This is a genomic window from Flavivirga abyssicola (genome assembly GCF_030540775.2).
GTDB lineage: Bacteria > Bacteroidota > Bacteroidia > Flavobacteriales > Flavobacteriaceae > Flavivirga > Flavivirga abyssicola.
Map to the genome: position 1 here is coordinate 2,180,411 of NZ_CP141266.1, position 22,791 is coordinate 2,203,201.

Below are 22,791 nucleotides of genomic sequence, written 5' to 3' on the forward strand. Positions count from 1 at the left end.
AGAATTAGGTTGATTATTCTACAACAAGTATTTTTACTTCTTGTCCATCTTTGACACTTCTAGCGCCTTCATCAATAATTTCATTCCCATTTGCTAAACCAGAAAGCACTTCAATATAATCGCCTTGTGTTTTCCCTGTTTCTATAATAACACGTTTTGCTTTTCCTTTGTTTTTAACTTTATCGGTTACTGTGTATACATATTGTTGCCCTTCGGCATTTTCAGAAATAATACTTTGAGGGATTAATATGGCTTTTTCGTTTTTGTAATCGTTAATTTTAAGCTTTGCTGTTAAATTAGGTTTTATAGATTTATCTTTATTCGAAACAGCAACTTCAATTTTAAACGTTCGGTTTGCAGGGTTTATAAAGTTTCCTGCCTGACGAACTTTAGCGTCCATCTTTTTTCCAAGTACAGGGAATTCTACCTGTACATCTTTCCCAGATGTTATATTAGAAATATAACGTTCTGGCACATCCGTTTCAATGTACATATCTTTAAGGTTAACAATTCTGAAAAGCTGAGATTGTCCTTGAGCAACAACACTTCCTTGTTCTGAAATGACATCGTCTATAGTTCCAGAAAAAGGTGCGCGAACCACAGTTTTTGCCACTTGTTGTTGTAATTGATTAACGGCTCTTTGCTGTGCTTCATAGGTAGATTTTGCTTGTAAATACTGAATTTCACTACCTATTTTCTGATTCCATAAACGCTCTTGACGCTCAAAAGTTGTTTTTGCTAAGTCTGCTTGAATTTGTAACTGTGCCACTTGTTGACCTAAACCGCCATCATCAATTTTTGCTAATATCTGTCCTTTAGCTACTTTTTGCCCTTCTTTAACATAAACCCGTGTTATGGTTCCTGAATACTCAGGGTATATTACAAGATTTTGTTTTGTGCTTACATTTCCTTGTAATTCTACATAGTGATTGAAAACGGCTTCTTTGGCCGCAAAAGTTGTAATTAGAGGAATTCTTTCCTGAGGGTCTAACTTTTTAATTTCAGATTCTAATTGTTTTAATTGCGAAGAAATTTCTTGAGCAGACGCATCTAACTCTGTTTTCTTTTGCCTTATATGTTCTAAATTTCCTGAAGCTATAATATCTTCTACAGACATTTTTTTATCGCTTCCACAAGAGTTTAAAAGGAGCGTTACGATTACTAGTGAATATATATTTTTCATTATCAATTGAGTTTAAAAGGTTGATTTTGTTTATAAGTTTATTTTTGATTGTGATTTATATAAGCCATCAAGCATGGCGGTTATTTCTGAAATATCTTGTCTAATGTTTTCATACTCCTCATTTGAAAGAAATTCTAAATCATTAGAGATTATTATTTGGTTTAAAAGTTCCAATGCCGAACTAAAGGCAATTTCTGTAAACCTAGCTTTGTCTTTTGCTGAATGTCTTCCAGTGCCTTCTGCAATGTTTGATGAAATTGATACGGCACACCTTCTCATTTGACTAATTAAGCCATAACGCTCATCTTCAGGAAAGTTCTTTGTTAGTTTATATATTTTAACAGCCAATTTTCTTGATTTTTGCCAAACGGATAGTTTTTCGAAAGAGAATATTTTCATCTTTAATTTTTTTAAACTTTAAACAATAAACTAATCAACTTTATTTAATACCGTTTCTAATTCAGCCTTTTTATTTATAACATCAAGCATAGCCTGTAAAAATTCTTGTTGAGAACTGTATAATTGTGTTTGTGCTTGTCTTAGCTCAAAGCTTGAAGCAATCCCTTCAAAAAACTTTGTTTGATTTTTCTGTTCGATACGTTCTGCTAAGTTTAAGTTTTGTTTTTTGTTGCCGTAATCTTCAATAGCAAACTGATAATCACTTTTAGCTGATGCTATTTGGAGTTTCAATTTTTGCTGAGTTTCTGTTAAGTCTTCTTTTGCCTTTTCAAGATTAATTCTGGCACGTTGTGTAGATGCACTTCTGCCACCAGAACTAAAAATAGGGATATTCATAGTAACACCTAATAAAGAAGAACCAAACCACTTTTGCTTACTATCTGTAAAAACAAAATCATTACTAAAAGTAGAATAGCCAGCATTAACAAAAGCATTTAGTGTTGGTAAGGCTTTACTTTTTTCTAATTTTAAAAGTAACTCTTTAGACGTTTTATCATTTTCTGCAATTTTAAAGTCAATCGTGTTTTCTATGTTTTCTTCAGCACCAATTAATTCTAAAACAATATTATTTGCTGTTAAACTTTCTAAGTTATCAGTTAATATGGTTTTAGAGTTTATTTCAGTACCCATAGTTATATTAAGCATCTGGTATGCTAAAGTTTTTAAGCGGGACGTATTGCTTAAATTACTTTCTACACCCGATAATGTAATTTGCAACTGCTCTACACTTTCTTCCTCTTCCAAACCGTTTTCATATATTTTAGTGGTTTCGTTGAGGTTTTTCTTTAAAACGTCTATGTTGCGTTCTAAAATTTTTACACTCTCTTCTGCTAATAAAACATTTCCGTAGGCGTTAATAACTGCTTTTCTAACTTCTAAATCGGTTTTTTCTTTAGCATTCTTAGAAATTTCTAAAAACACTTTAGCCGATTGCAAACCAACCAAATAGGAGCCATCAAAAATTTTCTGCTCTAGTTTAGCAAAAGCATTGACACTTTGTTTTGTGCCAAATATCACTTCTGAAAATTCTCCTGGGTTGCCCCCAAAAAACTCGGCAGGGATCACAGAAACTTGTTGTTTTAAAAAGTTTTGATAATCGATACTACCACTTATTTGAGGTAAACCGGTTGAAGTAGTTTCCCATTTTTGTTTTTCTGCTGCTTTAATATCAAGCGCAGCATTTTTAGCAGTTCTATTATTTTCTAATGCAAAGTCTATGGCTTCCTGTAAAGAGAAGCTTTTAGTGTCTTCCTGAGAATAAATCGCAAAAGAGCATAATAAACTAAATATTAAAATTAGTTTGTTCTTCATTTTTATGATTGATTTGATGTTATAAATTTGTTTAATATTTGAAAGCCTTTATCAGTAACAATGGCTCTTAAGTGATATTCTAAATAACTTTCCATTAAGTATTCCATGGTATAGATTTCTGTAGGGAAAATGGAACCGTCTTTTATACCAGTCATGCCATTAAAATACATTCTAGATATAAAATCTACATTAATATTTGATCTGAATAATTCGGTATCGACACCCTTTTGAAGGCTTTCTTTAACCGAATCATGCATTTTTTCAAATTGTTTAAGTTTTAGTGCATCAAATATTTGCGGGTAATATTTTTTTAATTGAAATTGAGGTGATGATTTTTCACTTTTTAAGTGATTCATCACAAACATTTTAATATCGTATAATTCTTCAATGGGGTTATTTGAAGCTTCGCAAATAGTATCAATACCATCGCAAATAGTTTCAAATAACTCAAATGTTACAGCCTCAACTAATTTAGTTTTGTTAGCAAAATGCACATAAATGGTTTTTTTAGATATGCCCATTTCCTGTGCTATATCATCCATTGTAACACTTTTAAATCCTAAGGTAAGAAATAATTCGGCTGCTTTATGTATAATTTTTTCTCTCATAATCGGGTGCAAATATAGAACGGAAACTCTGAAAACAAAAAAAGTTTCCAAAGTTTTACAGTTTTTTAACATATGAAAATGAGATGAAAATCTTTTAATAATACTATTTACTTTATTTTTGCGCCATGCTTTCAATAGAAAAATATCAAGAAGAATTTGTTGCTTATTTAAAAAAATATTCAACATTAAAAGAACCTAAAAACCTTTATGCACCCATCCAATACATTTTAGGTTTGGGTGGAAAACGATTAAGGCCAGTTTTAACTTTAATGGCCGCAGAAGTTTTTAATGGCGATTATAAAAAAGCCTTAGATGCGGCGCTGAGTATTGAGGTTTTTCATAATTTCTCTTTGGTTCATGATGATATTATGGATGCTGCACCCTTGCGTCGTGGACAAGAAACCGTGCACCAGAAATGGGATATTAATACAGGGATTCTTTCTGGTGATGCGATGTTGATTATGGCATATCAGTTATTCGAAAACTATGAGGCTAATACGTTTCAATCTTTAGCGAAGCTATTTAGCAAAACGGCTATTGAGGTTTGTGAGGGTCAGCAATACGATGTTGATTTTGAAACGAGAAATGATGTGACTATTCCGGAGTACCTGAAGATGATTGAATACAAAACAGCTGTTTTGGTAGGTGCTGCAATGAAAATGGGAGCTATTGTTGCTAACGCATCTCATGCTGATCAAAATAATATTTACGAGTTTGGACGACACTTAGGGATTGCTTTCCAATTACAAGATGATTATTTGGATGCTTTTGGAGACCCAAAAACATTTGGAAAGCAAGTTGGTGGCGATATTATAGAAAACAAGAAAACCTATTTATATTTAAAAGCTTTAGAGTTTTCCGATGAAGAAAGTCAGCTTAAACTAAAAAATTTATTTAATTCGGTACTTGAGGATAACGATGCAAAAATCAATACCGTAAAACAAATTTTTAATGGCTCTGGAGCTTCTGAGGCTACCCAGAAAGAAATTAAAAATTATACTAATAAAGCTTTCTTAGTTTTAGAATCGTTAGATATTTCTGAAGATAAAAAAATACTTTTACGTGATTTTGGTCATGCCTTAATGAATAGAAACGTATAATGCAATTACCTACTACTTTCGAAAAGTTAATTGAAGAGGCCAATCAATCCGATTTGTACAACAAGCTAATTCTTCAACTTAATAAAGATTTTCTCTTAGCAAACATCGATTTAGACTTCCATGAAGAAATCCTACCTTCTAGCTTAAAACTTTTGCTTCATGAAATAGTTTATAAATTAATTCAGGAAAAATTTACTGAGTATTTAAATCTACTTTATATCATTGATGTTCCAGAAAAACAGGTTAAAGCTTTAAATGGAGACGATCTTTTAAAACTTTCAGAAGACGTTTCTTTTTTAATTCTTAAACGGGAATGGCAAAAAGTATGGTTTCGAAATAATTACTAATAGAAGCGAATTGTAGGTGGGGGAGCTTTCTATTGGTCTTTTGCTTTTAGCTTTTAAAAAACGTTAGACACGAATTTCACGAATGCACACGAATTCAGTTTTTACAATGTTTATTATTTTATATTTTGTTATTTCACGAAGCAAGCTTTCAGTCTGCCGAAGCGAACTTATCAACTTTTAATCCTTAGTAGTTTAGTTTCTTAATAATTTTTAATTCGGATAAATTTGTCCTAATTAAAAAATTGACTTATTTTTGTACTAAATTATAATCTATATGTTTTCTAAAGCTTGCGAATATGGTATTAAAGCGTCAATATTTATTGCGCTTAATTCTTATAAAAATGTTCGTGTTAGCCTTAAAGCCATTGCTAAAGAAATTAATTCACCAGAAGCATTTACAGCTAAAATCCTTCAGGATTTGGTAAGGCATCATGTTATTAACTCCACGAAAGGAGCCTATGGTGGTTTCGAAATCGAAAAAGAATTAATTTCTTCAGTAAAATTATCACATATAGTAAATGCAATTGATGGAGATGCTATTTATAGCGGTTGTGGTCTGGGTCTCCATACTTGCGATGAAAGCCATCCCTGTCCTGTCCACGATAAGTTTAAAGTCGTTAGAGAAGAATTAAAATCAATGTTAGAGAATACTAATCTTGAAGAACTAGCTCTCAATATTAAATCGGGAGTATCATTTTTAAAAGTGTAAAAAAATTTAAATTAAAATAGGATAAAATTATCCGAATTAAAATAATTATTATGGAAACAATACTTAAAGATTCACAAAAACAAATCGGACAATTTGTTGCCGAAGATTTTAGAACAGCCGCAGTGTTTAGTAACTATGGGATAGACTTTTGTTGTCGAGGCCATAGAACCGTGGAGGAGGTATGTGATAAAAACGGTATAGAAACCTCTGAGTTATTAGATAAACTTCAGATTGTTTTAAGCAGTACTAGTGATCAGAATATAGATTATAAATCATGGCCGCTGGATTTGCTGGTTGATTATATTGAAAAAAAACATCACCGCTATGTAGAAGAGAAAGTGCCAGTATTACTTCAATTTTTAAATAAACTTTGTAGGGTTCATGGTGAAAGACATCCCGAATTATTGAAAATTAATGAGCACTTTACAGCATCAGCTGGAGAGTTGGCTACTCATATGAAAAAGGAAGAGCTGATTCTATTTCCATTTATTAAGAAGATGATGAATGCTACAATTAGTAAATCCGCTATAGAAGCACCCCATTTTGGAACCGTTGAAAACCCCATAGCCATGATGAAGGATGAGCATGATAATGAAGGCGTGCGTTTTAGAGACATTGCAAAATTAACAAACAACTATAATCCGCCTGCAGATGCTTGTAATACGTTTAGAGTCACTTATGCTATGCTAGAAGAATTTGAAAAAGATTTGCATTTGCATATTCATTTAGAAAATAACATTTTGTTTCCTAAGGCTATTAAATTAGAACAACAATTTAGTTAGTGATTAATTTTTTTGATGCTTAAAATTCCAGAAAGATACTTTTTATGCTTTTTGGAATTTTATATTTAAGGCACTAAAATAGTTTATCTTCATACTTGTAATATCTGTTCTGAAGTAATTTTTTTATATGTTTTAGCTACTGAATTTTCTTTTAATCCAACGTCGTGTTGGCGTTTCAATATATCTAAAAGATAACCATCCGATAAAAGTAGTTACTGCTAGGAACCCCATTAATAATAATACTGAGGGTATATTTTCGACCAATATTTGAAATACTTTTTTAGGATTTTTACCTACTTCTGTAAAAGGTATTAGCAATGTATGAATTAAAATCATATGCCAGATATAAATAGAAAAAGACCAATCTCCTAATTTTTTTAATATTGAAAAGGAATAAAATTTATCTATATTTTTACTTCCATATGCCGATGCTAAAATTATTATTGCAATTAAAAACACTGATATAACATCAAACCAACCAGTAGCCATAGATATTATTGAAAAAGCCGTTAGTGTTATTAAAGTCCATCCGTTTCCAAGAATGGATTTAAAATTCAACTTTTCAAAGACTAGCCAAATTCCCATACCACAAATAAAACCTATTATTCCCCTTAGCGTTCCATAATGCCAGTTTACGTCTAATGTTCTTTTATTTGGATTTAAAGGAAAATCCATAAAAGGCTCCTTTGCAGATAGTACAAATTCAATCAAAATCCAGCCTAAAAGAGCTAATACAATCGGTAAAAATTTCTTGATTCCCTTTAGCTTAATAAAAATTGCAAATAGAAATGGAAATAAAACATACGCCCACCATTCTGCACTTAAACTCCATGCTGGAGCATTCCAAGTATCAAAATTATAAATGCCCACAGTTTGTAAAAAAGCTAATTGAACTGGTATACCGTCTAACCTATATATGTGTTGTTTAAATGATCCTAAATTGTCGTACCCTATTTTAGAAACTAAACATAGAAAGATTAAAACTTCAGCACATATAGTTAGTATATGTAATGGGTATATTCTTGCTAAACGAGCTACTAAAAAATTCTTATAGCTCGCTTTTTTAACTCCTTTATTAAAATTAGGTTCATAAACATAGCACATTATAAATCCACTAAGAATAAAGAAAAGATCTACCATTAGGTAGAATTTATCAATTAAATGAGCGATATGAGATGTAGCAATAGCAATTACAAAAAAGTGAAAGTGTAATACGGCAACCAAAATTGCGGTTATTCCTCGTAACGATGTTAAATTATGTAAATATGGTTTTTGCATATACAATACTACTTGAAATTAATGCAAATAAATATTACAAATGATTTGAATTCTATAACATATAAACTCTGAAAATTAGCCTTAGAGTAGAACAAATGGTTTTCATTTATATACAAAATTCAAAAAAAAATGGAAATCAAATTCTTAGATTCTAATTTACAAGATTATATGTTTTAAGGTATTAATTATAATTAATTTACACGTTACTTTACGTGTTGTTTTATTGCGTTATGCCATATTTTATAACCTTCTAAATTCATATGTAACTTATCCGAAGAAAATAAATTAGTGTTTATTTTTTTAACCTTTAACATTGGTTTCTAGGTGTCTACAAAATATAATTTGGAGTCTTTCTTGGTCATACACTTCAATCTTCTGTTAAATTATTTATATTTCTTTTTTAGATACCACCTTTTAGGACTTGGTTTAGCAGAGATTAAAACAATATAGGTTTCTTTATTATTTAGTTTTATTTTTTTAATTATAGTTTTAAAATTATTTAAAATCTCTTTTGGGGTTTTATCATATGCAATATCATTATCTCCCTCATAGATAAATACTTTTGTCGGGTTATATTTAATTATTAATTCGTCTGTATAGTGTAATAAACCCGCTCTGCGAAGTCTGTGACTTCGTAGCGTTAAATAAAAAGGGAAACTAGTTTGTACCTTAAATCTGCATGTCATTCAAAAGTTTATCTTTTTAAAGCTTTTATGTTTAAAAACATCAATAATAATAAGTTAAAATCTATTTTTTTATATAACCTTTGTAGACAAACCATGGTTTCCCCTGATTCAATATTAATCCTTCAAGAGTAACTTTTGCTTCAGTTTCTGCAGTATTGTTTTTACAACTATATGCAGCAATAATTAGAAAAATAACTATTAAATATTTCATAGTCTTGAAATTAAAAGTCCTTCTTTTTAGATTTTAATACGATTCGTAATACAGGTAAAACAACCCAAATAACTAACATTAAGAAAGATATAATGAGTCCAAAATTAGTTCCAAAGAATTTTTTAAAGACAGCTCCTGTATATCCTAATAATGCTGAAATATCCAGCTTTAATAAAATAAGTGTTCTTGATAAATCTATGGGGTTTAACATGGTTCCAATAAGAGATAGTTTGTCTAACGGATAATCTTCAAATAACACTAGAGACATTAAAAACAAACCGTCGTAAATAATGGCTAGAAAGAGCCAAAGCAAAATGGCATATCCAAAACCTTTAATCTTATTTTCGTTAGTTAGTGCGATATTAAAAGCTAACGCTGTAAAAATTAGTGTTAGAAATATTCCTGTAATTAGCAGTAAAGAGAAATCCCAAATAGCATTTGATTTGAATAATCCATAAGCGATAAAGGGGATGCCTAACCCTAAAATTAAACTCATAGATAAGGAGATAGCAACCCCTAGATATTGTCCTAGGAATATAGACGAGCGTTTTAGGGGTTGTGCTAATAACAATTCTGTAAATTCTTTAGAATTATAATAATACATGACCCCAAAAATGGTTCCTATTAATGGAACTAGTACTAGAATGACATTCATTAATGTAATGACTGCTTTTGATAAATCATTATTTAGAAATAGTAAAACGATTCCTAGTAATAAGTAAAATGCGAAATAGACATAACTCCAACGGCTACGCATTAAATCGAAAAAACTATATTTTAATATTTTAAGCATGATTTTCTGTTAAAATGGATGCAATAGCGTGTTCAAAATCTGGTTGATTGGTCTTGTTTTTTAATTCTGAAATAGATCCTTTGAAGTAAATTTGACCTTCTAAAAGAAATACAATTTCATCTGAAACCTCTTCAACAAAACTCATAATATGCGAAGTGATTAATATGGTTTTTCCTTTCGCTTTTTCTGCTTGAATTAAACCTTTTAACCTTATAAGTGAAATAGGATCTAAACCCGTAGTTGGTTCATCTAAAATGATTAGAGGACTATCGAACATAAACGTTAAAACCAGATTCACTTTTTGTTTAGTACCGCCAGAAAGATTGCCCAATTTTTTATCTAAAAAGGGCTGTAGAGTAAAGAGTTTAATTAAGCGTTCATCCTCATTCGTGTCTCCCCGTAAATCTTTTATCATTTTAATAAGTTCCTTTACTTTTAGATTATTAGGGAAATTTGCAATTTGCGGTAAATAATCAATTTTATGTCTGTAATTGGAATTATTTTTAATGTTTTCGCCCAAGACATTAATGGTGCCTTTGTTAGGGATAACCATACCCAATATAGATTTAATAAGTGTGGTTTTCCCCGATCCATTTGGCCCAAGAATAGCGAAAATACCACCTTCTGAGATGGTTAAATCAACACCACTCAACACTATATTTTTATTGAATTTTTTATGTAGATTTTCAATGTTTACCATGTTATTCTCTTTGTTAACGGGTTGTTGTCTAGTAAATTATCGGGTGTGAAAACTGGAGATACTTTTTCAGAAAAATCGATAATATCAATAAATAAACTACGCAATAGAATAATAGTTTCCGGAGTTCTGTTTACAATGTATGAAAAGAGTTTTACGGGTCTGTAAGGCACATCTCCAATACCATCCTTATTAAGGTCATAACCAGTATAACTCGTCCAGTAATTTTTATCAAAAATATTATCGTTTATCTTGCTGTTATAGGAAATATCGAAGGAGTTGTATAAAAAATTATTTTCTACAAAGCTATTTGTGTAGCAAGCCCCTCGAACTTTTATAGCCCACCCGTTATTAATAAAATTATTGTTTTTATAAATAATACGGTTTGAGCCTTCAATGTTAATACCAATGGTGTTTTCTTCAAAAGTGTTTCCTATAATTTCGGCATCATTTATTTCTTTTAAAAGCATGCCATAAGATGCTGTTCCCCAGTTTTTCTTAAAAATGTTATTTAGCATCTTTATCTTTTTCGAAAACATAACGGCAACACCAGCACCGTTTTTTTCAAATGTATTGTCTTGGTAAATGTCATTATTAGAAAACATAAAATGTAAACCATAACGAAGGTTTTCTGCACTAACATTATTTTTAATTAGACAATCATCAGAAAATTCTAAATAAATACCATCTCGTACATGTTGTACAAAATTGTGTTCAATTTCAATATTTTTACTGTACCATAATTGAATACCATTTCCGGAATTATACTCTTCAACAGCATCACCAATGATCTTGTTATGAAACACTTTTCCATCTCGCGACTTTTCTAAATAAATTCCAAAAAACAGTTTTTCTAAAACTAAATTTTGAATCACGAAATTCTTGCTTTTTCTTACTCGAATAGCTGCATAGTCCTCAGTATAACTTGTGCCTACATTTATAATAAATAAGCCATCAACGGTTACATTATCAGAAACAATCGTTATAATTTCACCTTTTAATTCGCCATCAATTACTGGGTAATCCTCACCAATAATAGTTAGAGGTGTATCAATTATAATATCATGTTCTTTGTAAGTGCCTTTTTTTACCAGAATAGTATCAAAATCTTTAGCTATTGCCACGGCATTTTTTAAAGTTGAAACAGGACATGTATTACAGACCTCAATATTTTGAGCATATGTAGAGTAGGCTATTAAAATGGCAGCGAAAAAAAGCAATAAGTTTTTCATAATATTAGCCTTTTAAATGTGCTAATAATGCGTCCCAATTATATAGTGTGCCACCTTTTTCTTTTTGAACTTTTTTAGCATCTTCTTCAGATTTAAAGGCAGATAAGAATGCGCCCATAGGGCTTGGGATACTTTTACTTATTAGGAAGCTTGCTTCCGTAGCATCTATTAAAGTTTCTGGTTCATTATAATTGTTCGATAAATAGAGTTGAATTTCGGATACGTCAAATTCTTTTGTAAAATTGATCATACATTCTGTAGCATCAAACTTGTATACTTTGCCTTTTTTTGTAACAATTTCGGCAGCGTGAATTTTGTCTACAATAGTCATTTTACAAAAATAACAACCGTCATTTCCATAATCAATGGCTTGTGGCTTAACATTACAGCCAAAGCATAGCAGTAATAATAATATTGTTGAATATAGTTTTAGTGTTTTCATGTTTTAGTGTTTTAGCCTTATTCCTAACCCTTTCTGAAGGAAAGGAACTTCATTGTATCAAGTCTTTCCCTTTGGGAAGGGTTTAGGATGGGATTTTATTCTGTTTCTTTCCAAATAAATAAGCTACGAATGAGGTTGCAATTCCCAATCCAAGGAAAAATGCTCCTAATCTTGGATAAGAATGCGCTCTAAAATTTAAAATATCTTTGCTTCCAAATAATGGAGGTTGAAAGCCCATAACACTTCCATCTGGATTAGTAAACTTCATAATGGCTTTAGGATCTAAGTCATGCCCATAATCGTGCTCCCATAGATAGAAATCATAAAGTCCTGCACTACTTAAAACGATCATTAAAATAAACCAGAATAAGAACCATTTATAGTTGCCTTTATAAGCAATTAATAGGCCTATAACAGTTGTAATAATAATTCCTATGGGAAAAATTTTAAATTCAGGAATTGCTTCAGGAATGTATTTCATTCCTACGTAATGGTTCATCAAATTAATGTTTTTAATATCATGTGGGTGTACATCAGAAAAATCATTAATATGAATATACATACCTAGCGGAGTTGGGTATTGCGGTGCTTCCAGTGTTATTTTCCACAGGGGAAAAAAGAATAGCCCTAGAGGTAATAAAGCCGCAATTAGCATGATGATATTTGATCTTTTCATCTTTATAATTCCCGCGAAAACGAGAATCTCGTTTTTAGTTATACTATTATTTTTTAAGGTGTTATCCTTAATCAAGAGCATTAAGCATTCAAATATTAATTAGTAGAATACTTTTGAGAGTCCTGCTTTACTGAAACAAGTTCAGTACAAGTTGCAGGAATTTTAGTGTCGTAAAAAAGAAAGGCGAGAGCGAAATGAATAACTCTCGCCTTAAATAGGGAAATAAACACTAAAACAAAATTTCCCTTCTATTCAATATCTTCACCAAGCGACCATTTTAAAGGTGTATTGGCATTTGCTGGAGATACGCGAACGTAACCTTGCATTTCTTGATGTAATGCAGAACAGAAATCTGTACAATAAAAAGGCCATACACCTACTTGTTTGGGTTCCCATAAAAAGGTTTCTGTTTGTCCTGGCATAATTAGTAGTTCTGAAGTATTAGCCCCAATCATACTTACACCATGAGGCACATCGTAATCCTGCTCTAAATTTGTTACATGGAAATATACTTTGTCACCTACTTTAACACCTTCTATATTATCCGGTGCAAAGTGACTACGTATCGTGGTCATGTAAACATGAACCGTTTTACCATCTCTAACAACTTTTGCATCAGCTTCAATTAAAGTTGCATAGGGGTGTTTGTTGTCTTCTAATTTGAAAAGTTTTTTAGAACGTGGTTTTATTAAATCTGCAGGGCATCCAGCTGCATAGTGAGGTTCTCCAATGGTTGGAAAATCTAATAAAAGTTCCATTTTTTCTCCAGAAATATCATAAAGTTGAGCCGACTGTGTTACTTCGGGACCTGTTGGTAAATAACGATCTTTGGTAATTTTATTCATGGCTACGACATATTTTCCCCAAGGTTTTTGTGAGTTTCCTCCAGGAATCATTAAGTGACCAACGGAATAGTAACAAGGTTGTCTGTCTACAACTTCCCAGGTTCCTAATTTCCATTTTACAACTTCAGAAGAAATAAAGAAGGTTGTATAGGCGTTTCCTTTACCATCAAATTCTGTATGTAAAGGTCCTAAACCAGGTTGTTCAACTACACCGGCTAATACATCTTCAAAATTTAAGATAGGAATTCCGTAAGCATCACCAGCTACTTTATTATTCTCAATAGCAGCTAGCATTTTAGTGAAAGAATGTACTGTTAAATTAGCAGATAATTTTCCGTTACCAACTATGTATTCTCCAGTTGGATCTACGTCACAACCATGAGGAGATTTTGGTGTTGGTAAGAAATAAACAGCACCAGGAACATCTAATGGATTTACAACACGTACTTCTTTTTTCATTGTAGAAGTAGCCGAATGTGTTGCTTCATCATAAACGTTATGTGCATAGTTTGTTGGCATCATGGTACCACCACCATTGTTTACATATTCCTCAATTTTTTTCCAGTTAACTGCTGCAATAAAATCTTTATCATTTTGAGATGCATTTACCTCCATAAGCGTACTTGCCTCTTCGGTATTATAAGTAGTAAAGAAGAACCATCCATGAGATTTTCCACGACCGGGGTGTGATAAATCATAATCAAAACCAGGCATTATTAATTGGAATTTAATATCCATATGCCCATGTTCCGGATCTATAGAAATGAAAGATAAAGATCCTTTAAAGTTGCCTTTATAGTCTTTTATAGGCATGTCTTTTTGAGGGATTGGCACAGAGAAACGCGTTCCTGCAACCACATATTCTGAATTTTCAGTTACAAAAGAAGAACTGTGATTGCCTGCACTATTTGGAACTTCAATAATTTCTGTAGTCTCAAAAGTTGATAAGTCTATTTTTGCTATACGAGGGGTGTTATTACCATTAATAAATACCCAACGTCCATCTACAACACCGTTTGTTTGAGAAATGTCCGGATGATGTGCATCATCCCAAGGTACAAAACCATGCGATGTGTTTAGCATAGGTTTTGTTTCTTCGTTGTATCCATAAGCTTTTTCAGCATCTTGAGAAAATACGGGAATGACTTTAAATAAACGTCCAGATGGCAAACCGTAAACAGAAAGCTGTCCACTAAACCCACCAGATATAAAAGCGTAGAATTCGTCATGTTCTCCAGGAGCTACATAAACTTTTTCTGCAGCACTGCTAGAAAGGGCTCCAGAATTATTAGATTTAGATGCATTATCACAGCTTGTAAAAGCTACAAGAACACTTAATAATGCAAGCGTTGATTTTAAAATAGTCTTCATTGTCTTTTAAATTTAGTTAGTGTTTTAATTATTCCGTAGGAGGTAATAATACTTTATCAATAACATGTACAATACCATTACCTGCTGGTACACTTGCAATAATTTTAGCACCACCAATTAGTGGTTCGCCGTCTATAATTTCTACTTTAACATAACCGTTGTTTGCTTGCCCTAGTTTTTTAAATTTTTTGAGAAAATCTTTCGAGTAATTTCCAGGTGTTACGTGGTATTTTAAGATATTGGCTAAAGCATCTTTGTTTTCTGGCTTCAATAAATTTTCTACAGTGCCTTCTGGTAAAGCTGCAAATGCCTCATTTGTTGGTGCAAATACCATTAATGGGCCTGCGTTTACTAAAGCATTTTCTAACTCTGCTGCTTGAACAGCTGCGACTAAAGTTGTATGATCTTTAGAGCCAATGGCTATGTGCAAAACTGTAGGTTTACCTTCATCATCTTTTATAAAAGCCTGTCCAGATTTTTCTTTTGGAGCGGTTACTTCTTCAGATTTTGAATTTGTTGAGGTCTCTTTGTTTTCGTTTTTACAAGCTGTGAATGTTATAATACACAGCAGCGTGAGAATAGTCTGCTTTAATGTTTTCATCTGTTTGTATTTAGTGTTAGTTAGTAGCCAGACCTGCCTGCCTATTGGTAGGTGTCACTCACATAGTAAATATTTCAGGTCATATCGAAATTTTTAATTATGTCCATTTCATTAGAGGGTTATTCTAATGTTCTAAAATATTCTAATATAGCTCTGGCATCTTCTTCTGATAAATTCTGATTTGCCATAGGGGAACCATTAAATTCAATAAGTAATGCTTTTGCTAAAGGATCTTTTTGAACCATTTCATCTGGATTCAATATCATATTCATAACCCATTCAGGAGAACGTCTGCTTAAAATATTTTTTGGAGCAGGCCCAATAAATTTTTTGTCTGGTCTGTGACAGGCAGCACACATTTTCTTAAATACATCAGCACCATGATTTGCCATAGTTTGATCTATTTCTGAAGCAAGACTAATAAATGAAATAGGGCCAATACCTTTGTTATCTAAATCTATTTGTTTAGATGCAGGTACGGACTCTACTTTTTTTGTTTTTTGTTCTGTAGGCGCTTTTTTCTCATAGGAAAACCCTTCTTTCTTTTTTTCTTCTTTACCACCACAGCCTATAAAAAATGATATAAATAATAGCATTACAATATTTAGTGCTTTTTTCATGTTTAGTTTAATTTAGTGGCACAAATTTAAAACCATATGTTTCAATAAAATATGATAAAAATCATATTCAAGACAAAAACATCCTCTTTATCTTTGTCTTATGTTTACTATAATTTAAAATATGTTATCAAATTCATCAAAATATGCTATTAAGGCGGTATTATTTTTAGCCTTAAATGCTAGTGAAAAGAAAAAAGTAATGGTTAAGGATATTTCTAAACCAATAAACGTTCCACAAGCTTATATTGCCAAATTATTACAGCCATTAGTTAAAGAAGACATAGTGTCTTCTTCCAGAGGACCAAGAGGAGGATTTTATTTAGATGAAAATAATATGAACCATTCTATAATGAGCATTGTAAATGTTATAGATGGTGAGAAAAGATTAAAATCTTGCTTAATGAGTTTAAAAAAATGTAATGAAGAAAAGCCTTGTCCATTGCATAATGAGTTAAGTGCTTCAAGAGCTCAGATATTGAATAATTTAAAATCTAGAACGATTAAAGATTTAATCAAAGAAGTTGAAGCAGGAAATGCTTTTCTGCCTCTTTAATTTCGGTTTAAAAATAAAACCTTACAAAAGGTACCCAAGGGTCAATATAAATACTTTTGTTGTCATCATATAAAATATCATACCTCACTCCAAAAGTCACATTGCCACTTCTATAACCAGCACCAAGAAATAAAGCAGGAGACCAATAGTTATCGTTAAGAATATTTAAATTCGTGTTATAGCGTCGGTTTACATGAAGTTGTTCAAATTCAGCCGAAAGTTGTATCTCATTAATAACATTATATAACCCAATTAAACTGCCTCCTAAAATGGTCGATTTATAAACATCTTTTTGATTGTCGAATGTCCCATTAAGTCCCAGCCCTAAAGCAAAAGACTTATTAAATTCGTAAATAGCACTGGGAGCTAGGGTTCCGCTAAAAAAATCATTGCCAAAATTTAATCCAATACCGCCACCAAAGCGAACATGACTCCAGAAATGATTGGTTTCTTGTTGCGCAATTAAATGGTTTAGACTAAATAAAACAACAAAAATAATTAAGAGTGTTTTTTTGTTAATCATAAGCAATGTCTTCGACAAAATTAGAAATCGTTAAAAAATTAACAAGTAATAATAGCATATTCGTTAAAAGGATATTGTCTGTCTATAAATATAGTGAAAGAAACATCTAATTTTAGTAAAAGTTGTATTTTTGGAGAATATTTTGACTAACCTACACGGGATTAAAAATAACAATGGATAAATTTTCATTTTTAAACGCAGCACATACAGCATATTTTGCTGATTTATACGATCAATATTTACAGAATCCGGATTCGGTAGAACCTAGTTGGAGAGCTTTCTTCCAAGGGTACGATTTTGGTAGTGATAACTATGGATTAGATGGGGAGATTGTAGAAGGTGTTTCTACTCAAATTCCAGAACACGTTCAAAAGGAATTTAATGTTGTTAGGCTTATTGATGGTTACAGGATGCGTGGTCATTTGTTTACTAAAACAAATCCAGTAAGAGAGCGTAGAAGTTATACGCCTACTTTAGAATTACAAAATTTCGATCTTTCCGAAAACGATTTAGATACTGTTTTTAATGCAGGAGAAATTCTAGGCATTGGAGCTAAAACATTGCGTAGAATAATCACTCATTTAGAAAATATTTATTGTAGTTCTATTGGTGTTGAGTATATGTATTTGCGAAACCCAGAGGTTATTAGCTGGTGGCAAACTCAACTTAATGAAAATGATAATCAGCCTAATTATTCGGTAGAAACCAAAAAATATATACTTTCTAAATTGAATCAAGCGGTTACGTTTGAAAACTTTTTGCAAACAAAATATGTAGGACAAAAACGTTTTTCCTTAGAAGGAGGCGAGTCTTTAATTCCAGCAATTAGTAATGTCCTTTTTTATTCGGTAGAAAAGTATGGAGTAAAAGAATGTGTATTAGGTATGGCGCATCGTGGACGTTTAAGCACATTGGTTAATATATTTAGAAAACCATTAAATGAGCTTTTTAGCGAGTTTGACGGTAAAGATTTTGAAGATGAAAATATTGATGGTGATGTAAAGTACCATTTAGGTTTAACTTTAGATAAAACCTATCAAAACGGGAAGAATATTAAGATGAATTTGGTGCCAAATCCATCGCATTTAGAAACGGTTGCTCCCGTTGCAGAAGGTATTACCCGTGCAAAGATTGATAGCGATTATGAGGGTGATAATTCAAAAATATTGCCAATTATAGTACACGGAGATGCAGCCATTGCCGGACAAGGCGTTGTATATGAAGTGGGGCAAATGAGTCAGTTAAATGGTTATAAAACAGGAGGGACTGTTCATATTGTAGTTAATAACCAAATTGGTTTTACTACCAATTATTTAGATGCACGATCTAGTACCTATTGTACAGATGTTGCCAAAGTAACTTTATCGCCTGTATTGCATGTTAATGCGGATGATGCCGAAGCAGTAGTACATGCTGTTGAGATGGCTTTGGAATATAGAATGCGTTATAAAAAAGACGTATATATAGATTTATTGGGTTACCGTAAATATGGGCACAATGAAGGAGATGAGCCTCGCTTTACACAACCTAAATTGTATAAAAATATAGCAAAGCACTCTAATCCGTTTAAAATATATTCTGAAAAGTTAATTGCAGAAAATACCATAGATAAAGCCTACGTAGATAAAATTGTAGCAGATTTTAAAGAGACCTTGGAAAAAGAATATGCTAAATCTAAAGAAGCAGAATCTTCGAAAGTTAGAGAGTTTATGCAAGAGCGTTGGTCTGCGTTTGAACGTAAAGACATAGGCGGTATGCTTGAAACCGTGGAAACAAAGTATCCAAAGAATAAATTAGAAGGTATTTCAAAAATAGTATCAACAGTTCCAGAAGGCGTTAAGTTTTTACGTAAAGCTGAAAGAATTCTTGATGGGCGTAAAAAAATGGTTTTTGAAACCGATACATTAGATTGGGGAATGGCTGAAACTTTAGCCTATGGTAGTTTGATGGAAGAAGGTTACAACGTACGTATTTCGGGTCAGGATGTAGAGCGAGGAACATTTAGCCACCGCCATGCTATTTTGCGTGATGAAATCTCTGAAGAACGGATTAATTTATTAAATACAAACCCGGATAATAAAGGTAAAATGGATATTTACAATTCTTTCTTATCTGAATATGGGGTGCTTGGTTTTGATTATGGTTATGCCATGGCTAATCCAAATACATTAACTATCTGGGAAGCACAGTTTGGTGATTTTAGTAATGGGGCACAGATTATTTTTGACCAATATTTATCGGCAGCAGAAGATAAATGGAAGTCTCAAAATGGTATTGTTGTCCTATTGCCTCATGGATACGAAGGACAAGGGTCTGAACATTCATCGGCGAGAATGGAGCGTTACTTACAATTGTGTGGCGAGGATAATATGATTGTTGCAGATTGCTCTACACCAGCAAACTTTTTCCACTTATTGCGTCGTCAAATGAAACGTGATTTCAGAAAACCTTTAGTTGTGTTTACGCCTAAAAGTTTATTGCGTCATCCAAAAGCTGTATCATCAATAAATGAATTAGCAAGTGGTCAATTTGAAGAAGTTATAGACGATACGATTGCTCCTAAAAATGTGAAAAAATTAGTTTTCTGTACAGGTAAATTCTATTATGAATTATTGGCAGAAAGAGAATCATTAGGAAGAGAAGATATTGCTTTAGTAAGAATCGAGCAATTATTTCCGCTACATTTAGAACGTGTACAAGACATTATAAATAAGTATCCAAATGTAGAAAACTATGTTTGGGCACAAGAAGAACCTAAAAACATGGGCGCTTGGAGTTTTATGGCACAACGTATGGATTTGGTGAAGTTAGAAGTAGCTTCAAGACCATATAGTTCGGTACCAGCACCAGGATCCAGTACAAGAGATAAGAGAAGACAACGATCTGTTATTGATGCTGTTTTCAATATCGACTAGTTTATATTAAAAAGAAATAATTCATATACAATTAAAATTATAAAGAATGATTTTAGAAATGAAAGTGCCTTCGCCAGGGGAATCCATTACAGAAGTGGAAATAGCAACATGGTTAGTGGAAGATGGAGATTATGTAGAGAAAGACCAGGCTATAGCAGAGGTAGATAGTGATAAAGCAACATTGGAATTACCAGCAGAAGTTAGTGGAACTATTACGCTTAAAGCGGAAGAAGGTGATGCTGTTGAAGTTGGAGCTGTTGTATGCTTAATTGATACAAGTGCAGCAAAACCAGAAGGGGATGCTCCTAAAGTAGAAAAAAAGGTTGAAGATAAACCGAATCCGAGTTCCCCTCCGAAGGAGGGGCTAGGGGAGGCAAAAACATATGCAACAGGTTCTGCAAGTCCTGCAGCTAAAAAGATTTTAGCAGAAAAAGGTATGGATGCAGCTTCTATTTCTGGAACAGGAAAAGATGGTAGAGTGACTAAAGAAGATGCTGTAAAAGCAGTACCGTCTATGGGAACACCAACAGGAGGTAGTAGAGGAACATCACGAAGTAAAATGTCTATGTTACGCCGTAAGGTTGCTGAACGTTTAGTTGAAGCTAAAAATACAACAGCCATGTTAACAACCTTTAATGAGGTTGACATGTCTCCAATTTTTGCACTACGTTCAGAATATAAAGAAACATTTAAAGCAAAGCACGGTGTTGGTTTAGGGTTTATGAGTTTCTTTACTTTGGCAGTTGTTAGAGCATTAAAAATGTATCCAGCAGTTAACTCAATGATTGATGGTAAAGAAATGATAAGCTATGATTTTTGCGATATTAGCATTGCTGTTTCTGGGCCTAAAGGATTGATGGTGCCTGTAATGAGAAACGTAGAGAATTTAAGTTTTAGAGGTGTTGAAGCAGAAGTGAAACGTTTAGCTATTCGTGCACGTGATGGGCAAATTACGGTTGATGAAATGACAGGAGGAACTTTTACAATATCTAATGGAGGTGTATTTGGTAGTATGTTATCTACGCCAATTATTAATCCACCGCAAAGCGGTATTTTAGGAATGCATAATATTGTAGAACGTCCAGTGGCCATTGATGGAAAAGTAGAAATACGTCCAATTATGTATGTAGCCCTTTCATATGACCACAGAATTATTGATGGTAAAGAGAGTGTTGGTTTTTTAGTTGCCGTAAAAGAAGCTTTAGAAAACCCAGTAGAATTATTAATGAATAATGATATTAAGAAGGCTTTAGAACTTTAATAAAAGCCTTGATTTTAAATAAAAAAAGGAGCTATCATCAAATTGATAGCTCCTTTTTCTTTAACTTAATATAAATAACTAACTAAAACACATTATAAGATTTATAGAAATAACAATAACAACTAAAACACCTAATCCTATCATACAGTATTTATCAATAACATCATTTCCTTTTTCCATTGTTGTTACTTTTAAACTTGTTATTATCTTAGATTATTTTGTTTAAAAACTCTGCACATTAGCTAAGCTAGTGCAGAGTTTTAGAAAAATTCTCTCTCAAAGAATTAATTAATAGCCCCGTAAAGGTATGCTGCATAGATGAAAAAAAAAATACGCAGTTCTACGTATTTTTTAACCGAAAAGAATTTCCCGAGGCTCTGCCTTAGGGTTTCCGTCCCATGAAATCGTAAGATTCATGAATTCATTTGCATAAAAGATTAAACAATGAATAAAATGGGAATCTAAATAATGTGAGTTCGATACAATTTTAGTTTTATTTAAATGAAAATCAGTTAATTATATTCAAATGTCAGGTTGAGTACTTCGGCTACGCTCAGTATAAACTAAAGTCGAAACCTAATTAAAACAACAGAATTTCGATTTTAGAACCGAAAGGTCAAAGCCTGTAATTAACTTGGTTGAGTATGAAACGAGCGAGACCTGTGCTGAGTACTTCGGCTTCGTTCCTTATGAACTAAAGTTGAAGCATATTTCTATTGACTTTCTCTCAATGATAGTTCGTTTCAAGAAGTTCTTTATTTGAAACTGAGTTTTTTAAAAAAGCGAAAGCTCTAAATCATTACAATTTAGAGCTTTCTATAATTCTCCCTAAGAACTAATTAATAGCACTGTAAAGATATGTTTTGGATATGAAACAAAAAATACGCACTTCTACGTATTTTTTAAAAATGAGCTTTATTTAGATTAGCCCAAAGAGAAAGTGATGTAGGTTTATTATCTAAGCCTAATTTGCCAACTATATTGCTTCTATGCTTATCGACTGTACGAACAGAAATGGATAAGTCTTCTGCAATATCGTGGCTCGTTTTATTCTCGGAAATAAGCTTTACTATTTTTAGTTCAGATTTGGTTAACAAATTTAATACGTCGGGCTTTTGTTCTAAACTACTTGCATTTAAGTAAGATGCAATTTCTTCACTAAAATACGGTGTCCCGTTAATAACATGTTTAATACAGGTTTCAATTTCTTCAATAGCGAATTCTTTTAAAATATATCCAAAAACATTAAACTCTTTAGCCTTATCATATAATTCTTCTTCTTTATCAAAAGTAATAAGGATAACTTTGGTGTTTAAATCGTTTTTCAGACAAGCTTCAGCTATTTCCAGTCCAGTTTTATGAGGCATTCTTATATCCAGAATAGCTAATTCTGGTTTTAATTTTACTATAAGATTATAAGCCGTATTCCCATCTTGGGCACTTCCTATAATATTAAAGCCTTTTGAAGTTAAAAAATCAGTTAGACCTCTTAACATCAATGGATGATCATCAGCAATCACTATTGAGGTGTTCATTACTTGAGGAGAATTAAAATGCTATTAACTAAATATAAGTTACGTTTATATAT

The 22,791-nt window shown here is 32.2% G+C and carries 23 protein-coding genes; 7 read left to right on the forward strand and 16 right to left on the reverse strand.

The genetic code is table 11. From position 1 onward, the window contains the following. Window positions 1–13: 13 nt before the first annotated feature. The 4 genes from Q4Q34_RS09215 to Q4Q34_RS09230 are packed head-to-tail and all read right to left on the reverse strand — an operon-like array spanning window position 14 to window position 3,561. Entirely contained in the window at window positions 14–1,183 is a 1,170-nt protein-coding gene (locus tag Q4Q34_RS09215) for an efflux RND transporter periplasmic adaptor subunit (RefSeq protein ID WP_303318745.1), read from the reverse strand. 30 nt (window positions 1,184–1,213) lie between these two features. Then, complete coding sequence (locus tag Q4Q34_RS09220; protein ID WP_303318744.1) at window positions 1,214–1,582, reverse strand: four helix bundle protein; 369 nt, start codon at window positions 1,580–1,582, stop codon at window positions 1,214–1,216. A gap of 30 nt (window positions 1,583–1,612) precedes the next feature. Further along, window positions 1,613–2,953, reverse strand: coding sequence for a TolC family protein (locus tag Q4Q34_RS09225; RefSeq protein WP_303318743.1), 1,341 nt, complete (start codon window positions 2,951–2,953; stop codon window positions 1,613–1,615). A gap of 2 nt (window positions 2,954–2,955) precedes the next feature. Then, window positions 2,956–3,561 carry a TetR/AcrR family transcriptional regulator gene (locus Q4Q34_RS09230; RefSeq protein ID WP_303318742.1) on the reverse strand — a complete coding sequence of 202 codons (606 nt, stop codon included), beginning with the start codon at window positions 3,559–3,561 and terminating at the stop codon, window positions 2,956–2,958. A 125-nt stretch (window positions 3,562–3,686) separates the two neighbouring features. On the opposite strand from Q4Q34_RS09230, the gene Q4Q34_RS09235 reads away from it, so the two are divergent. The 4 genes from Q4Q34_RS09235 to ric all read left to right on the forward strand — a co-directional run bounded on the left by Q4Q34_RS09235 (window position 3,687) and on the right by ric (window position 6,499). Next, complete coding sequence (locus Q4Q34_RS09235) at window positions 3,687–4,661, forward strand: polyprenyl synthetase family protein (protein WP_303318741.1); 975 nt, start codon at window positions 3,687–3,689, stop codon at window positions 4,659–4,661. Next, on the forward strand, window positions 4,661–5,008 hold the full coding sequence (locus tag Q4Q34_RS09240; protein WP_303318740.1) for a hypothetical protein: 348 nt from the start codon (window positions 4,661–4,663) through the stop codon (window positions 5,006–5,008). The genes Q4Q34_RS09235 and Q4Q34_RS09240 overlap by 1 nt, the downstream gene beginning before the upstream one ends. 274 nt (window positions 5,009–5,282) lie before the next feature. Then, window positions 5,283–5,717, forward strand: a complete 435-nt coding sequence (locus tag Q4Q34_RS09245; RefSeq protein WP_303318739.1) for an RrF2 family transcriptional regulator — start codon at window positions 5,283–5,285, stop codon at window positions 5,715–5,717. 50 nt (window positions 5,718–5,767) lie between these two features. Next, window positions 5,768–6,499 carry an iron-sulfur cluster repair di-iron protein gene (gene ric, locus Q4Q34_RS09250; protein ID WP_303318738.1) on the forward strand — a complete coding sequence of 244 codons (732 nt, stop codon included), beginning with the start codon at window positions 5,768–5,770 and terminating at the stop codon, window positions 6,497–6,499. A gap of 132 nt (window positions 6,500–6,631) precedes the next feature. On the opposite strand, the gene Q4Q34_RS09255 is transcribed toward ric, so the two are convergent. The 10 genes from Q4Q34_RS09255 to Q4Q34_RS09300 all read right to left on the reverse strand — a co-directional run bounded on the left by Q4Q34_RS09255 (window position 6,632) and on the right by Q4Q34_RS09300 (window position 15,951). Next, window positions 6,632–7,777, reverse strand: a complete 1,146-nt coding sequence (locus tag Q4Q34_RS09255; protein WP_303318737.1) for an acyltransferase family protein — start codon at window positions 7,775–7,777, stop codon at window positions 6,632–6,634. Between the two features lie 383 nt (window positions 7,778–8,160). Next, window positions 8,161–8,463, reverse strand: coding sequence for an SGNH/GDSL hydrolase family protein (locus Q4Q34_RS09260; protein WP_303318736.1), 303 nt, complete (start codon window positions 8,461–8,463; stop codon window positions 8,161–8,163). 221 nt (window positions 8,464–8,684) lie between these two features. Next, window positions 8,685–9,467: an ABC transporter permease gene (locus Q4Q34_RS09265; protein WP_303318735.1), complete on the reverse strand. Its 783-nt coding sequence runs from the start codon at window positions 9,465–9,467 to the stop codon at window positions 8,685–8,687. After that, window positions 9,460–10,167, reverse strand: a complete 708-nt coding sequence (locus Q4Q34_RS09270) for an ABC transporter ATP-binding protein (RefSeq protein WP_303318734.1) — start codon at window positions 10,165–10,167, stop codon at window positions 9,460–9,462. Before Q4Q34_RS09270 ends, Q4Q34_RS09265 begins: the two co-directional genes overlap by 8 nt. Beyond that, on the reverse strand, window positions 10,161–11,396 hold the full coding sequence (locus Q4Q34_RS09275; protein WP_303318733.1) for a nitrous oxide reductase family maturation protein NosD: 1,236 nt from the start codon (window positions 11,394–11,396) through the stop codon (window positions 10,161–10,163). Before Q4Q34_RS09275 ends, Q4Q34_RS09270 begins: the two co-directional genes overlap by 7 nt. 4 nt (window positions 11,397–11,400) lie before the next feature. After that, the gene (locus tag Q4Q34_RS09280; protein ID WP_303318732.1) at window positions 11,401–11,838 is read right to left on the reverse strand and encodes a nitrous oxide reductase accessory protein NosL; all 438 of its coding nucleotides are present in this window, start codon (window positions 11,836–11,838) and stop codon (window positions 11,401–11,403) included. Between the two features lie 82 nt (window positions 11,839–11,920). Continuing rightward, complete coding sequence (locus Q4Q34_RS09285; protein WP_303318731.1) at window positions 11,921–12,514, reverse strand: hypothetical protein; 594 nt, start codon at window positions 12,512–12,514, stop codon at window positions 11,921–11,923. A 248-nt stretch (window positions 12,515–12,762) separates the two neighbouring features. Beyond that, window positions 12,763–14,730, reverse strand: coding sequence for a Sec-dependent nitrous-oxide reductase (gene nosZ / locus Q4Q34_RS09290; RefSeq protein WP_303318730.1), 1,968 nt, complete (start codon window positions 14,728–14,730; stop codon window positions 12,763–12,765). Between the two features lie 28 nt (window positions 14,731–14,758). Next, complete coding sequence (locus Q4Q34_RS09295; protein WP_303318729.1) at window positions 14,759–15,331, reverse strand: fasciclin domain-containing protein; 573 nt, start codon at window positions 15,329–15,331, stop codon at window positions 14,759–14,761. 119 nt (window positions 15,332–15,450) lie between these two features. Continuing rightward, window positions 15,451–15,951 carry a c-type cytochrome gene (locus tag Q4Q34_RS09300; RefSeq protein ID WP_303318728.1) on the reverse strand — a complete coding sequence of 167 codons (501 nt, stop codon included), beginning with the start codon at window positions 15,949–15,951 and terminating at the stop codon, window positions 15,451–15,453. Between the two features lie 121 nt (window positions 15,952–16,072). On the opposite strand from Q4Q34_RS09300, the gene Q4Q34_RS09305 reads away from it, so the two are divergent. Then, window positions 16,073–16,504, forward strand: coding sequence for an RrF2 family transcriptional regulator (locus Q4Q34_RS09305; RefSeq protein WP_303318727.1), 432 nt, complete (start codon window positions 16,073–16,075; stop codon window positions 16,502–16,504). Window positions 16,505–16,511: 7 nt separating this feature from the next. Here the strand turns inward: Q4Q34_RS09305 and Q4Q34_RS09310 are convergent, their stop codons facing one another. Further along, a complete protein-coding gene (locus Q4Q34_RS09310) occupies window positions 16,512–17,027 on the reverse strand; it encodes an alpha-ketoglutarate decarboxylase (protein WP_303318726.1) in 516 nt (171 codons plus the stop codon). A gap of 173 nt (window positions 17,028–17,200) precedes the next feature. On the opposite strand from Q4Q34_RS09310, the gene Q4Q34_RS09315 reads away from it, so the two are divergent. After that, a complete protein-coding gene (locus Q4Q34_RS09315) occupies window positions 17,201–19,942 on the forward strand; it encodes a 2-oxoglutarate dehydrogenase E1 component (RefSeq protein WP_303318725.1) in 2,742 nt (913 codons plus the stop codon). A 46-nt stretch (window positions 19,943–19,988) separates the two neighbouring features. Next, entirely contained in the window at window positions 19,989–21,203 is a 1,215-nt protein-coding gene (gene odhB, locus Q4Q34_RS09320; protein ID WP_303318724.1) for a 2-oxoglutarate dehydrogenase complex dihydrolipoyllysine-residue succinyltransferase, read from the forward strand. Window positions 21,204–22,105: 902 nt separating this feature from the next. Here odhB and Q4Q34_RS09325 read toward each other — a convergent pair. Continuing rightward, window positions 22,106–22,738, reverse strand: coding sequence for a response regulator (locus Q4Q34_RS09325; protein ID WP_303318723.1), 633 nt, complete (start codon window positions 22,736–22,738; stop codon window positions 22,106–22,108). Window positions 22,739–22,791: the final 53 nt, after the last annotated feature.